General features: G+C 58.4%; 7 protein-coding genes. 2 read left to right on the top strand and 5 right to left on the bottom strand.

Annotated elements, in window-relative coordinates:
- Positions 1 to 55 precede the first annotated feature (55 nt).
- On the bottom strand, positions 56 to 1,270 hold the full coding sequence (locus IGS61_RS09820; RefSeq protein WP_230539415.1) for an MFS transporter: 1,215 nt from the start codon (positions 1,268 to 1,270) through the stop codon (positions 56 to 58).
- Between the two features lie 120 nt (positions 1,271 to 1,390).
- Here IGS61_RS09820 and IGS61_RS09815 point away from each other — a divergent pair, with 120 nt between their 5' ends.
- Positions 1,391 to 2,314, top strand: a complete 924-nt coding sequence (locus IGS61_RS09815) for a LysR family transcriptional regulator (protein ID WP_230539414.1) — start codon at positions 1,391 to 1,393, stop codon at positions 2,312 to 2,314.
- A 96-nt stretch (positions 2,315 to 2,410) separates the two neighbouring features.
- Here the strand turns inward: IGS61_RS09815 and IGS61_RS09810 are convergent, their stop codons facing one another.
- The 4 genes from IGS61_RS09810 to IGS61_RS09795 all read right to left on the bottom strand — a co-directional run bounded on the left by IGS61_RS09810 (position 2,411) and on the right by IGS61_RS09795 (position 11,528).
- A complete protein-coding gene (locus IGS61_RS09810; protein ID WP_230539413.1) occupies positions 2,411 to 6,028 on the bottom strand; it encodes an nSTAND1 domain-containing NTPase in 3,618 nt (1,205 codons plus the stop codon).
- A 550-nt stretch (positions 6,029 to 6,578) separates the two neighbouring features.
- Positions 6,579 to 7,310 (bottom strand): DUF1353 domain-containing protein, encoded by a 732-nt coding sequence (locus tag IGS61_RS09805; RefSeq protein ID WP_230539412.1) that lies wholly within the window; start codon positions 7,308 to 7,310, stop codon positions 6,579 to 6,581.
- A 354-nt stretch (positions 7,311 to 7,664) separates the two neighbouring features.
- On the bottom strand, positions 7,665 to 8,321 hold the full coding sequence (locus tag IGS61_RS09800; protein WP_230539411.1) for a hypothetical protein: 657 nt from the start codon (positions 8,319 to 8,321) through the stop codon (positions 7,665 to 7,667).
- Positions 8,322 to 9,260: 939 nt separating this feature from the next.
- Complete coding sequence (locus tag IGS61_RS09795) at positions 9,261 to 11,528, bottom strand: carboxy terminal-processing peptidase (protein ID WP_230539410.1); 2,268 nt, start codon at positions 11,526 to 11,528, stop codon at positions 9,261 to 9,263.
- Between the two features lie 518 nt (positions 11,529 to 12,046).
- On the opposite strand from IGS61_RS09795, the gene IGS61_RS09790 reads away from it, so the two are divergent.
- Positions 12,047 to 14,017 carry a methyl-accepting chemotaxis protein gene (locus tag IGS61_RS09790; protein ID WP_230539409.1) on the top strand — a complete coding sequence of 657 codons (1,971 nt, stop codon included), beginning with the start codon at positions 12,047 to 12,049 and terminating at the stop codon, positions 14,015 to 14,017.
- Positions 14,018 to 14,054 lie beyond the last annotated feature (37 nt).

The raw sequence follows: 14,054 nt of genomic DNA, 5'->3' as shown, positions 1-14,054 counted from the left end.
TTATCTTCATGATGATAGAAATATCCATCAGTGATAATGAGGCCCCATCAGGGTTTCAAGCCGTGCGGCGCGTGGCCAGCGGTAAAAATTCGCCCAGCCACACCAGCAGGGCCAGGCCCGGAAACGCCATACCGGTCAACAATGTTGCTTGCCAGCCATAGCTGGCATATACCCAGGCGCCGACGGCCGAGCCGGCCGCGCCGCCCGCGAAGAACAGCGCGAAATACAGGCCGTTCAGGCGGCCCCGCACTTCCGCGCCCAGGCTGAAGATGGCGCGCTGGCCCAGCACAAGATTCGCCGCCACGCCCATGTCGAGCACGATGGACGCCGCCACCAGCAAGCCCAGCGCCACGTGTTTCGACTCCGGCGCGAACATCGGCAAGGCAAACGCGGCGATGCCCAGCGCCAGCGCGGCGGCCGTGGCCGGCAAGCTGTGGCCCGCATCGGCCAAGCGGCCGGCGATGGGCGAAGCGACGGCGCCCGCCATGCCCACCAAGGCAAAGATCGCGATGCCCGTTTGCGACAGGCCGAACGCGGGGCTGGCCAGCACCAGCGGCGTGACGGTCCAGAACAGGCTGAAGGCGCCAAACAGGCCCGCGTGATAGGCGGCGCGGCGGCGCAGCACGGGCGTGCCCAGCAGCAAGTGCCACAATGACGCCATCAGGGCAGGATATTTCATGCTGGACACGGGCTGACGCATGGGCAAGGCGCGGCGCAGCACCAGCGCCAGCAGCACCATCAGCACGGCGGCGCCGCCAAACACCACGTGCCAGCTGGCGTGCGCGGCCACCAGCGAGGCCACGGGGCGGGCCAGCATGATGCCCAGCAGCAAGCCGCTGACGACCTTGCCCACCGTTTGCCCCCGCGTCGCTTCCTGCGACAGGTGGGCGGCAAACGGCACGATCACTTGCGCCGCCACGGAACCGAGGCCGATGGCCAGCGCGGCGGCGAGGAAGACGATGGCGCCCGTGGAGAGGGCCGCCGCCACGAGGGCCGTGGCCGTCACCAGCAAGGCCGTGACGATCAGGCGGCGGTTTTCCAGCAGGTCGCCCAGCGGCACGACAAACAGCAGGCCCAGGGTATAGCCGACTTGCGTCAGGGTAACGATCAGCCCGGCCGCCTTGGCCGACAAGCCCGTCGAGGCGCTGATGGGCCCGACGAGGGTTTGCGCGTAGTACAGATTGGCCACGATCAGGCCGGAAGCGATGGCCAGCAGCAGCACCATGGCGGGCGCAATGTCGTGGGGAGCGGAAGATGAGGCCTTGTTCATGTTGTTTCCTCGGTTCGATAGGGATGTTGCCATTCTAGGCAAAACCGGGCCCAAGATAATCAGGGCATAATCCACTTATACTTTTCACATAAAATGAACAATGAGAATGGAAGCTATCCTATGGACAAGATCAAGGCCATGCAGACCTTCGTGCGCATCGTCGAAGCCAACAGCTTTTCCAAGGCGGCCGAAACCTTGAATTTGCCCCGTGCCGCGCTGACGGCCACCCTGCAAAAGCTGGAAGCCTACCTGGGCACGCAATTGCTGCAACGAACCACGCGCCGCTTGTCGCTGACGCCGGAAGGGGCAGATTACTTTCGCCATTGCATTGATATTTTGAAAGCCGTCGATACGGCGGAACTGGCGTTTCGCGGCCCCGACGCGACAAAGCCGCGCGGCTTGCTGCGCATCAATCTACCCAATACGGTGGGACGGCGCCTGATCATCCCCCATATCGCGCAATTCCACGCCGCCTGGCCGGACGTGCAATTGCAGCTGAGCCTGACGGACCGCCTGGTCGACCTGACGCAGGAAGGCATCGATTGCGCCTTGCGCGTGGGCACCTTGCAAGATTCCGCCTTCATCGGCAAACAGGTCGGCCTGATGCGCTTCGTTACGTGCGCCTCGCCCGCCTACCTGGCGCGGCACGGCACGCCGCACACCCTGGCCGACCTGGCCGCGCACCAGGGCATCATGCATTACTCGGGCCGCACGGGCCGCGCCTTCGAGTGGGATTTCCAGCAAGGCAAGGAAGTGCTGCGCGTACAGATGGCCGGCCCCATCGCCGTCAACGACGCGGACGCCAGCGTTGCTTGCGCGCTGCAGGGGCTGGGACTGGCACAGGCAGCCGTGTACCAGGTGCGCCAGCACCTCGACAGCGGCGCGCTGGTCGCCGTGCTGGCCGACCACCCGCCCACGCCCATGCCGATGTCGCTGCTGACGCCGCAAGGCCGCCTGGCCACGCCCAAGCTGCAGGCGTTTGCCGGCTGGATCACGGCCTTGCTGGCGGGAAATGCGGATGTGCAGGCGGCAGGCCGGGTATAAAAGCCTGCTCGATACATGCCAGCCGAATCGAGGACAAAACGAGGGCATTGCGCCTGTGTGCTGATCTCGAAATGATCACCAATGATGAACAGGTACCTAGAGAGTGCCATCGAGCGCCAGCAAGCCTGCCCGTGCCGCGATTGCCACATGCGCCTCCTGATCGCCCAGGTCGTATCGTAGCCTTGCCCGCGTCATAGGCAAAAGGGCTGGATTGTTCTTTGCCTCTGTGACGCGCTGCGCAGTGGCCAGCATCTCCAGCGCCATCCGCGCCGCCATGCGTTCGCCGACACCGCCTTTGGACATACCCACGAGATAAGTATTCAATTGGGTGCGCGCGATCGGATGATCGAGGGCAATGAAGAACGCGCAAAAGGCGCCTCTTCGCCAAACATCCGCCTTATCCCCCGATACGAGCTGGGCCTTGCATCGCTCCAAGCGCTCTGCATTGCTACCGGTGGCGGCATCTGCCCGGCCGAAGGCAGCAAGAACCTGAAGACGAACCGAACGGTCGAACTTTTGCTCGAGTACTGCTTTGTCAACTGTAGATTGCCGACTCAGCACCTCCTGGGGATGCGTCCTGGCGATAGCGATCAATATCTGCGCCGCTGCAGATTGCCTTCCGCTCCCCCACAACGATCTGATCGATCTGGCAATGGGAAAATTATAGGTGCCGAACCTTAATCTGTCGGACGACGATCCGATTGCTTTGACAATGGCGTCCATAGTCTGAGGGGCCAATTGAGCGCCGGCGCCTAGCAGATCCTTCAGTTCCACATCAAGAGGATAGTCAGGCAAAGCTAGATAGAAAGCATCATCATCATTCAGGATGCGTCCCAATAAGTTCAATGCAAGCTGTGCGCATTCAGCATCAAGTTGCCCCGATGCCGCGAGCTTGGCAGCAGCGTAGATAATAGGCTGCGGTTCAGCTTGAATCTGATTCCTACCGGTTGCCGCAGTCTCATGCAACAGATCGGCCACCAGGCGCGTCGTTGGCGAAGCTTGAAGACCAGGCTTGGCCGCCGCCAGATTGGACCATGCGACCAACGCGATTTCACGAGTATGAATGCTTGCTCCTGGATTATCAAGTCGCCCCTCCAGCATTTCCATCAATTTTGTGGAGAAGGCGATCCTGTCTTCGCCCCCGAACAAGCTAAGAGCGATCACGGAGTACCCAAGGGGATTAGACTCAAGGTTATTGATTTCTAAAAAATCTAACTGCGCAGACGTCAGCAGTTCTGTTATTGATGTGTGCTGCGCCGCGTGAGGGTGGCTACGAAGAAGGATCTGTATGATGTCTACTGCTTCCGCCCTCAACCATTGCAATCCATGGGTCGGCCGTATCGATAACTTTAGCAAGTATTTCAATGCTGGCAAGGCAAGATTTTCATTGCGAGCGGCATAACTTTCCAGAAGACTGAATGCTCTGTTCCGCGCTAAAAGGTCGAGTTCTGAATCATTGAGGATCATTTCAAGTATTTTAAGATCTCCTTCCGTGGGTTGCGATATGCCGTTCAGCAGCAGTTGCTTAATCGCCGCTTCAATGAGATAAGTTTCCGCATCATAGTCAGTCCAATTAATACGAATGTTTTGCTGCTTGAGCATCTCAGCCAAAGTCTGACGGATGCTTTGCTGTCTGAGAATCCTCAAAGATTGCTGCAAATTCAGCGTCATTCGATCAGCAACACCAGTCCGGGTCTCGGCAATACGCAACAAGCCGGCAGTTGCAGCCAGCCGGCTTTGCAAGTCAGGCGCCGACGGTGTGGCGCCCAGAATTCGGGAAAGCACTTGCACAACTTCGTCCGTGCCCATTTCATCATTAGTCCTGCCAGCTAATCCGATCGCATCGGAGGCCGCTTTCAAACGAAGAGCGCTTTGTTTCCTGCGGCTGAAGGTGGCGAACGCCGCCGCTGCCTCTTTCGGTTTTCCAGCAAGACGCAGAAAACGGATTTTCTCGATTGGATCCAAGACGTCGGCGAGGTGTTTTACTGCTTCCTGCGTGCCGCCTAAACCCCAAATTTCCCCGCGCATAACCTGAGTGACGGCAATCGTGTTCGCTGGGTCAATCTGATCTATACCAAACGACGTTTCCACCGCAACCTTATCCGTTCCAGACAGAAATCGCGTGAAAGGATTGCTGAAGCGTATGGCCACCGCCGGCGGAGCCGACGCAAAGGCCACGGGTACAGTACCTATCGACCAGCTACTGAAAGCGAAGACATAGCCGCCCGCCACCAATATCAGGACTGCCATGGCGGCTGGCCAGCTCAGTGCAAAAGCCCCGCTGAGCCAGCTTCGGGCCATCAGTTCCCTCACAAAGTTATCCGAGAGGGTCTGGCGCGTGGCGTGGCGGCGGATTTGCAGAAGCGTCCGGATCGGAATCCGTACCATATTATCGTTGCGAAATGCGCCAAGATAGAAGGACATGGAACGCTCTGCCGCCTCGGTCGCCCCTTGCAGGCCTGAGGTTCCTCGCTGAATCAGGGGCGCCAGCGCATCATGGGTCAAGTTGAACGTATCGGGCCTGGTCTGGATGACGAGCCGCGCTTCCAGTAACTTCTTCAGGCACGTTGCGAGTTCGGTTCCAGCCAGAAAAGCAGCATCGCGCGCGCGGACATCCTCGACGATTGCATCTAAAGTAATATCGACAGGCGATTTTGCGATACCGCCAGGAGCACAGAGTTTGCGCAATACGATCTCGCCTAAAACAGGCTTGGGAAGACGCGCAAGCTCATCACGGATAAAGGTGCCAATCACGCCAGCCTTGCGTCCAAGCGCGACATACACGGCCTTCTCCCGAACGTGCGCACGCTTGAGACGCGTGCCGATCAGTTGAAGCTCAACGGGCCAAACCTCGCCGTTATTCTCCAGATCTTCGATAATGGCGTCGACAAGCGCAGCCTCGAACTGGACCGCCTCGTCGGCAGCTGCTTGCGCCAGAACTTGACGTGCAGAATGCGTTCTCAAATTGGCCAACTCGAACGTCGTGCGCGGCGACGTTGGATCGGGAATGTCGGGAGCGAAGTTCTGCAATCGCGCAAAGAAATCGCGCCGGATGGCAATCACCAGTGAGCAGTGCGGGTGCTCGTCGAGCAGTTTCCGCATACAGTTTCCCAACGCGCCGCTCGCACTATGACTGGGGTGCGTGAGAAAGTATTCTTCAAACTGGTCAATGATGACGAACAAGCGCGCAGTGCCGCCGTACTGGCTGAACGCGCGTTCGATCGCCGTGCAGGGATCGTCAGTCGGCCTTCCCAGATAAATGGGAACATGACCACGCCGGTGCAACTCCGCGACCAGGCCAGCGCGCAAGAATGAGGTCTTGCCACAGCCCGATTCGCCCCATATCACGCCAAAGCGAAAGTCGGCGCCTTGCAAAATTGCCATTGCATCCGTGCAGTCGCTGCGACGACCGATCAGCGTGTCGCCTTGTTCGAATGGCAGGAAGGAGCGCAAGATTGAAGTATCCAGCGTTTGCGGAGGCGCTGGCGGGAGTAGTGGCGGCCGATGACGACTTCGCCAATAAAGAAAGATAACATAGGCAACAGCAAGAGTGGCCGCCCCGGGATAGGCGAAGAACTTGGCCTGGCGCTCAGAAAGGAAGGTTCCGAACCAGGCCGTCAGTATGGGAAGCAAGAAACCAACACGCTCAGTCCACCGCGACAGCCACTCGCGCACCGCATCATCATGCTTCTTTTCCGCGCTCTCTTCGGCCATTGCCCCTCCCTACCGAATAGCTGCTGTCGGTCGGATATGTGCTGGTTCCTGGGCAACCTTGCCCCTCTCCGTCAATGGGTGGCCGCTGATCACCGGATCACCTGATCACTTGACTGTAATCGAATGACTGCAATCTGAAAGGTTAATGCAGGCAGTTTTGATCTGGATCTAGCGACTCGATCATGAACCTATGCTGTTAAGTAGCGTCCTCTGCCGGATAGCAAAAGAACAAAAAAAGCCCGCTGCGAGAGCGGGCTGAATCTATTTTCTTGGAGGAGAATAGAGGAGACAAGTGCATTATGCTGCATCGCGGCATATCAATCCAATTGATTGTTGGAATGATAGAAATACGCAAAACAGATAACTGATCAGGGCAAAAAAAAACGGCTCAGCCAGGAGTAATGCTGTTCAGTTAAGGATTTTTCTTTAGCACCCGAACGTTATATTGGGGGTTCGGCGGCGGCATCATGGGGTGAAGCGATGTTGGCATGACCATCAACCGCCACGCCAGCTCGACGCACAAGGTCAGGCTGACGATGATCGGCTTGTTTCAGCGGTCGGGGAAGGTGCTGGTCGGCCCCTGGTAGCTGACACTGTCGCCATGGGTCAGGAAGAAATCATTGGGGTTACGATTTTTCGCGAGTCGCTCGACATCTTCGGGCGAATTGATCGCCCCTCCTTCGATGATGATTTGTGCTTCCGATATGTCCCGTGACACCGCAGGATCCGAGAAGCGCGCGGGCCGATAGGCTTGCAGTTCGTTGGTTTCATTCTTTCTGATGCTCGAGCCGGGAATAGTCTGTGGCACATTGATGTTCTGAACGCAATTCTTGAGGCCTGAACAGCTATTGCCCTCCATCAGATTGATCCACATGTGTGAGCCGACCGTTACGGCGTAGTACATTGCGAGAGCCTTGAATCGGTTAACGCCGCTCTCGATCAATGCATCGTAAAACATGCGGTGGGTCGACGACCGGGTCCTTACCGTTCTGATGCAGTAATGGTCGTGGATAACGGCGGCCCGCAGGAACTGCTCCTCCCACGCGCCGCCGATGATGGGCTGTGCCCAGGACGGAATCGACGCTCCATCGGTTGGCAGGCCTGCCTTGGCCTGCCAACCGACGCCCCTGGGGTCGATGTAACCGAAATCGAAAACAAGTTTGCATTCGCCGGTGCTTTTGCACCCCAGCGGACTGAACTCAAGCTTTCCGACAAATTCGGCGCGCGCGTTGGTCACGAACATGGCCGCGAGGCACACTGCCATCAGGAATCTCTGCTTCATTGGCTTACCTGTTTTCTCGGGCCGTTCCATTCATCCAGCAATCGTTAGGGCAAAATCTACGCGCGCGTCTACGGTGCCGGGTCGGGTTTTCGTGCTCATTTCCCAATTTTCACACGCCGGGCCGGAACCGCAATCCCGGAATAAGCATAAAAGCCCAGCACCGTGTTTCCCAGAGGGTGGCATAGAAGTGAATCTTGGTGACATCCAACGTTCGAGCCGGTACCGGCTTGAGCGAGGACTTAAGGAAGTAATCGGCCCGAGTACCGCAAATCGCGCCGAAGAAACACGCTTATATATAACCAAAAATCATAAAAAATTTATTCTATAAGTGTGTTTCTTAAGATCCCTCAACCGTTAAGGCGTAATGCGAAATGTTACAACTATATCTTGGGGCTGATCAGTGCTATTGGAAAAGACTTCTGCTCTGGCCCATCCTCCGTTATCGAATTTGTGCCATTCTTCCGCCCAGCTAATAGTGCCCACGACAGCACTGTGCTTCTTCGCCTGGGGTTCTACCAGAATGAACTGGCTTACAAATTGCTTGTTGTATACGGGGTTTGGATAAAGAACAAGTTTTGAATTTGGCTTGACTGTAAAGCTAATTACCTGATCGACTGCTGGGTCCAATTGAATTTCCATTGAGTCGCCGTAGACTGATCCGGCAACTGGCGTCCGTTGCTGTAAAGCAAAAAGACGAATAGTTACGTCTTGCGGTGATCGAGATAGATTGCTGATGGTTACGACTTTTTGCCAAGAGTCATCTGTTGACGTGGGACTTGGCCCCCATTCCAAAGATTCGTTCCACGTTATTTTTGCCGTTCCCTTCCCCCTCACTGTCGGATTTTGATGGATCACGTCCAGGACCCCTACCGCAGGACTGCCATCTCGCAAGAAAAAACTGACCTTGAATTCGGATTGAGGTTGAATCACTTGATCGAAGACAATGTCGCCGTTGCCGCTATGGACTAGCACATGTGCAGCGACTTGCGAGAGATTTTCGGGTTCGGTCATGGTTTCTTCCTTTCGTGGTGAAAACGGGATGCAGCCTTTGACGGCTAACGGTTGAACTCACTGACCTGCGCGGTTTTTGCGCAGGTCCGGTTGAATGGTGGGTTAGCCGGATTTTGCGACAATCTTCAGCTCGCCACCAAAATTCCGATCGGGAGCAACCCTTGTGGCACTTGCACCCCAATGATTTTTCCACGCAAATAAATACTCGCCCCTTGGACCAAGGATTAAGTCTCCGCCGTCAATATTTTTAAGAGACTTTCCCTCAACGAAAACCCTGATCAAGCAGTCAGTCTCTGAGGGACTTTAGGATAACCAAAAGAAATAGCCACCTCTGTTTCTGACTTGACACTAGCCAGAGTGGCCACCTCACCATCGAGAGCTGGTACCGACGCAAACGATACGTTTTGCGTCGAGTAGTAAATCGGCAAGATTTTCTATTCTTGCACGAATCCTCGACTTTTGGCGAAAAACTTAGTCGAGATGTGTCCGGAACTGTCGTTTAAAGAAGAAGACTGCACCAGTTCATTGGGCTGGCCGCCGTGTGTGCATATGATTCCTGAACGTAACACGTCAGAAGTCCTATGCATGAAATGCCGCGAAAGACCGGAGGGGCTCAGAAGTCACATACACTGCGCGACGCAGCAGCAACCGCCGCAAATTCAGCCGCTCAACCGGCAAGTTGCCATGATGCGATCGGCCAGATGTCCGAACATTCGCGGGGCTGCTGCACTGCTCAAGATGGCGGCTCTATACCTCGCCCTGCAAGCAACGAGTGCGCCGACTCCTGACGTTACGTGCAGTCGTCTTCTGAAAATGACACATGGCGACGCAGGTTAACAGTGAATTGGACGGTTTACAATCAGAAAATAAAAATGCCGTTCAGTCTTAACTGAACGGCATTGCTCCGCCAGGAGCCGGTTTTTCACCTAACAACAAGCCTTACTTCGCTGCCGCCACCGGCGTCGCCTTCACATCGGCGGCATATGGCAAGACCTTCGATGCCAGACGGGTATCGGCCTTGATCAGCGCCACTTCGTCGGCCAGGATGCGCGCCGCTTCGTTCAGCAGCACGTCCTTGGCGCTCTTGGCGGCCGTTTCGGCGTCCAGCTCGGCGCTCAGCGCGCGCTCGTCGCCCTGCAAGCCATCGTCGGTGCGCAAGGCGCCCTTCACGGCGGCGATCTGCTTGGCCGTCTTGCTGGCCGCTTTCGCGCCCTTCAGCACGTCTTTCGGATCGGGAATCACCACCAAGTCGTCGGCCGGATTCGAAATTTGCGCGATCAGGCGTTTTTCACGGGCCTTGGCGCGCGCTTCCTGGGCATCGCGCTCCTTGCGGCGCACGGTTTCATTGAGCGAAATCTGGTTTTCCTTGCGCTGCTTGACGACGAGAGCGATGTCATCGAGCAAGTACTGGAAATCCTTGTCCTTGGCCACGCGCGCTTCATGCTTCTTGTCCAGCAACGGCACGATATCCTTCAGGTCGCCCGTCGGTATGTACGGCGCCGGCTTGATGGCCACCCATGGCAAGGCATTGTCATAGCTCGATTCACCGAAGTTTTCCGTGTCCGACATGGCCGGCAGCTTGATGTCGGGGGTGACGCCGCGCAACTGCGTGGTGCCGCCATTGATGCGGAAAAACTGGGCGATGGTCATTTTCAGCTCGCCGAAACGGGCTTTCTCGCTGCCGCCGAAACGGTCGAGGTTAAACAGCGTCTGCACGGTGCCCTTGCCGAAGCTGCCTTCGCCGATGATGACGCCACGGCCATAATCCTGCACGGCGGCGGCGAAAATTTCGGAAGCGGAAGCGGAGCCGCGGTTGATCAGCACGCCCATCGGGCCATCCCAGGCCAGGCCGGCATTGGTATCGCTTTCCACGTCGACCTTGCCTTCGGCATTGCGCTGCATCACGACCGGGCCCTTGTCGATGAACAGGCCCGTCAGTTCGACGGCTTCGTTCAGCGAACCGCCGCCGTTGTTGCGCAAGTCGATCAGGACGTTGTCGACCTTGTCCTTCTTCAGCTCGGCCAGCAAACGGCTGACGTCGCGCGTGGCGCTTTTAAAATCCTTGTCGCCACGGCGGCGCGCTTCGAAGTCCTGGTAGAAGGTCGGCAGGGAAATGACGCCGATGCGGCGCTTGACGCCGTTGTCGCGCACTTCGATGACCGATTTCTTCGCCGCCTGCTCTTCCATGCTGATTTTCTTGCGCACCAGCGGCAAGACGACGTGCTTGGCGTCCGGGCCGGCGTCGGCCGGCAGGATGTCCAGGCGCACGACGGAATCCTTGGCGCCGCGGATCAGCTGCACCACGTCGTCGATGCGCATGCCCAGTACTTCGGTGATGGGGCCGCTTTCGCCCTGCCCCACGCCGACGATGCGGTCACCCACTTTCAGCTTGCCCGACAAGCCGGCCGGGCTGCCCGGCACGACTTCGCGCACCACCGTGTATTCGTCGCGCGTCTGCAGCACGGCGCCGATGCCTTCGAGCGACAGCCGCATGGCGATGTCGAAGTTGTCCGAAGCGCGCGGGCCCAGGTAATTGGTGTGCGGTTCGATCGACATGGCGTAGGCGTTCATGAAGATCTGGAACACGTCTTCGCTGTTGAGCTTGCGCGAACGGGTCGTGTAGCTTTCATAGCGCTTGTCCAGCGTCTCGCGGATGGCCTTGTCTTCCTTGCCCGCCAGTTTCAGGCGCAGCCAGTCGTTCTTGACGCGCTTGCGCCACAGGTCGCGCACTTCCTCGTCGTTCTTCGGCCAGGCGGCCTTTTCGCGGTCGATCTGGTAGCTCTCGTCGGCGGTAAAGTCGAATTTGGTTTTCAGCAACTCACGCGCATATGCCATGCGCTCGTCGAAGCGCTGCTGGTACAGGTTGTAGATGGCGAACGGCGCCGTCAGGTCTTCGTTGACGATGGCGTCGTCCAGCTTGGTGCGCAAGGGGGCGAAGCGGTCGATGTCGGCTTGCACGAAGAACAGTTTCTCCGCGTCCAGGGATTTGAAATAGCGGTCAAAGATTTTCTCGGACATGGCGTCGTCGAGCGGCATGGCCTTGTAATGGACGCGCGTCAGGACGCGCGATGCCCACAAGGCGGCCTGCGTTTGCTGGGCCAGCGGCTTCATGGTGAGCGGAGGAGCGGCGCTCTTGTCCGTCTGGGCTGCGCCAGCGTGGGCTGACAGGGCAAGCACCAGGGTGACCAGCATCATTTGCTTCTTCATCGGCTTCTCCGAAAATTAGTTGAATCAATTCCAGGCGGCGCAGCTATTCATGCGCCAGCCAGCAAGACAGTAAGGGGAATACACGACTGGTCTGCATATTATTCTACAGGATACGGCCTGGCAGTCTCCCATGGAAGATCAGTTTCTTCCTGGAAGCTTAAACGCGGATTAAAGGCTGCGTCTCATTCATTACAAACTGAAACATTCGTGACAAAAATCGCATCGTTCGCCAGCAACAAATAGCAACAAGCCCAATGGAACACAAAAAGTCAATAGGCTAAAGCGGCAAGTCTTGATCTGGATGATGTTTTTATGCGAAAAAATGATTCCTTTGGGAAACACTTAGTAACAAATGGCAAGCAACATGCTATCATCGCGCCCTGAAATCCAGCTTGCCTGCGCGCGGCCACAGGCCGGCGCGCCTCCGTTTCAACAGCATTCCCCACCAGATCCCCTCCCCGCGTGTCATGTCATGACCAGGAATGGCCGAGCTGTTTACCCTTTGCCTGACTCACACTATGCCTACAATTTCTTTCTCCCCCCGCCACTGGAGTGTCGGCGGCAAGATTACCGTCTTCACGTTTGCCCTGGTCAGCCTGATCCTGGCCAGCCTGACTGCCTTGATGAGTATCAACACCTCGCGCGTGCTGGAACAGCGGGCCGAAGCGGCCGTCACCAGCGAACTCAATAGCGTCATGACGACCACGGAAGTGTTTCATACCGCCATGGTCAACGAGGCGGCCAGCTTCGCGCGCCTGTTCGCGGCCGAATTCCCCGGCCCGTTCACGGTCGACACGGGCGCCATGGTAGCCGTGGCCGGCAAGGCCACGCCGGCCCTGGCCAATGGCGGCAAGGTACTCAACCTCGACACGGCCGTGGTCGACCGCTACACGGCGCAGACGGGCGTGATCGCCACCATCTTTGCCGCCAACGGCGATGAATTCGTGCGCATCAGCACGTCGCTGAAAAAGCAGGATGGCGAACGGGCCATCGGCACCCAGCTCGACCACAACCACCCCAGCTATGCTCCCCTGCGCGCGGGCCAGCGTTTCGTCGGCATGGCAACCTTGTTTGGCAAGCAATACATCACGCAATACGACCCCGTGCGCGATGCGGCTGGCAAGGTGGTAGGCGTGCTGTTCATCGGCCTCGATATCAGCAAGAATCTGGCCATGTTGAAAGACAAGATTCGCCAGGTCAAGATCGGCCAGACGGGCTACATCTATATCCTCGACACGGCGCCCGGCGCCAATTACGGCCACATGGTGCTGCACCCGAACAGCGAAGGCAAGAGCGCGCTCGAGTTCAAGGCCAGCGACGGCCGCCTGTTCATCCAGGAAATGCTGGCGCAGAAAGACGGCGCCATGCGCTACACGTGGACGGCGCCCGGCGAAACGGCTGCCAGCGCGCGCGAAAAGCAGCTGTACTACCGTCAATTCAAGGATTGGCAATGGATCATCGCGGGCGGCACGTTCACGGACGAAATCACCCTGGAGGCGCGCCAGCTGCGCAACCAGCTGGCCATTTCCGGCTTCATCGCCCTGCTCGTCTTCGCCCTGCTGCTGTACTGGCTGGTGCGCACCCTCGTCTCGCGCCCGCTGGCCGCCGCCGAAACGGCCGCCGCGCAAATTGCCGCCGGCGACCTGACGGTGCACCTCGACACCAGCAGCCTGGACGAAATCGGCCGCCTGCTGCGCGCCATGAACCGCATCAGCGACAACCTGTCGCAAGTGGTCGGCAAGGTGCGCGGCAGCGCCGGGCAAATCGCCACGGCGTCCGGTGAAATCGCCAGCGGCAACCTGGATTTGTCGAGCCGGACGGAACAGCAAGCCAGTTCGCTGGAAGAAACGGCCGCCTCGATGGAAGAACTCAGTTCCACCGTGCGCCAGAACGTCGATCACGCGCAGCAGGCAAGCCGGCTGGCGCACGACTCGGCCAGCCTGGCAGCCGAAGGCGGCGCGGCCGTGGCGCAGGTGGCCAGCACCATGGACGCCATCCGCAGCTCGTCGGGCAAGATCGCCGACATCATCGGCGTCATCGACGGCATCGCCTTCCAGACCAACATCCTGGCCTTGAACGCGGCCGTGGAAGCGGCCCGGGCCGGCGAACAGGGACGCGGCTTCGCCGTCGTCGCCACCGAGGTGCGCACCCTGGCGCAGCGCTCGACGGCCGCCGCGAAAGACATCAAGGATCTGATCCAGGCATCCGCCGGCACGGTGGACCTGGGCCACGCGCAAGTGAGCCAGGCCAGCGCCACCATGGACACGGTGGTGGCCAGCGTGCAGCAAGTGAGCACCATCATGGCGGAAATCGCGCAGGCGAGCGACGAGCAGCGCAGCGGCATCGAGCAAGTCAACCAGGCCATCGCCCAGATGGACCAGGTAACCCAGCAGAATGCGGCCCTGGTGGAAGAAGCGGCCGCGGCCGCCGACGCCTTGCAGGAGCAGGCGCAGGAGCTGAACCAGGTGGTGGGCGTGTTCAAGCTGTAATTCAAACGACAAACAACAGCCTGGTGCTAAGATGGGG

Source organism: Janthinobacterium sp. FW305-129, assembly GCF_020858115.1.
In the GTDB taxonomy this organism is placed as follows: Bacteria; Pseudomonadota; Gammaproteobacteria; order Burkholderiales; family Burkholderiaceae_D; genus Janthinobacterium.
This window is presented reverse-complemented; position numbering and strand designations above follow the sequence as displayed.

Bases quoted from the DNA above. Each gene is read 5' to 3' on its own strand.
- IGS61_RS09820 (WP_230539415.1), bottom strand. From the start codon at position 1,270: ATGAACAAGGCCTCATCTTCCGCTCCCCACGACATTGCGCCCGCCATG.
- IGS61_RS09815 (WP_230539414.1), top strand. From the start codon at position 1,391: ATGGACAAGATCAAGGCCATGCAGACCTTCGTGCGCATCGTCGAAGCC.
- IGS61_RS09810 (WP_230539413.1), bottom strand. From the start codon at position 6,028: ATGGCCGAAGAGAGCGCGGAAAAGAAGCATGATGATGCGGTGCGCGAG.
- IGS61_RS09805 (WP_230539412.1), bottom strand. From the start codon at position 7,310: ATGAAGCAGAGATTCCTGATGGCAGTGTGCCTCGCGGCCATGTTCGTG.
- IGS61_RS09800 (WP_230539411.1), bottom strand. From the start codon at position 8,321: ATGACCGAACCCGAAAATCTCTCGCAAGTCGCTGCACATGTGCTAGTC.
- IGS61_RS09795 (WP_230539410.1), bottom strand. From the start codon at position 11,528: ATGAAGAAGCAAATGATGCTGGTCACCCTGGTGCTTGCCCTGTCAGCC.
- IGS61_RS09790 (WP_230539409.1), top strand. From the start codon at position 12,047: ATGCCTACAATTTCTTTCTCCCCCCGCCACTGGAGTGTCGGCGGCAAG.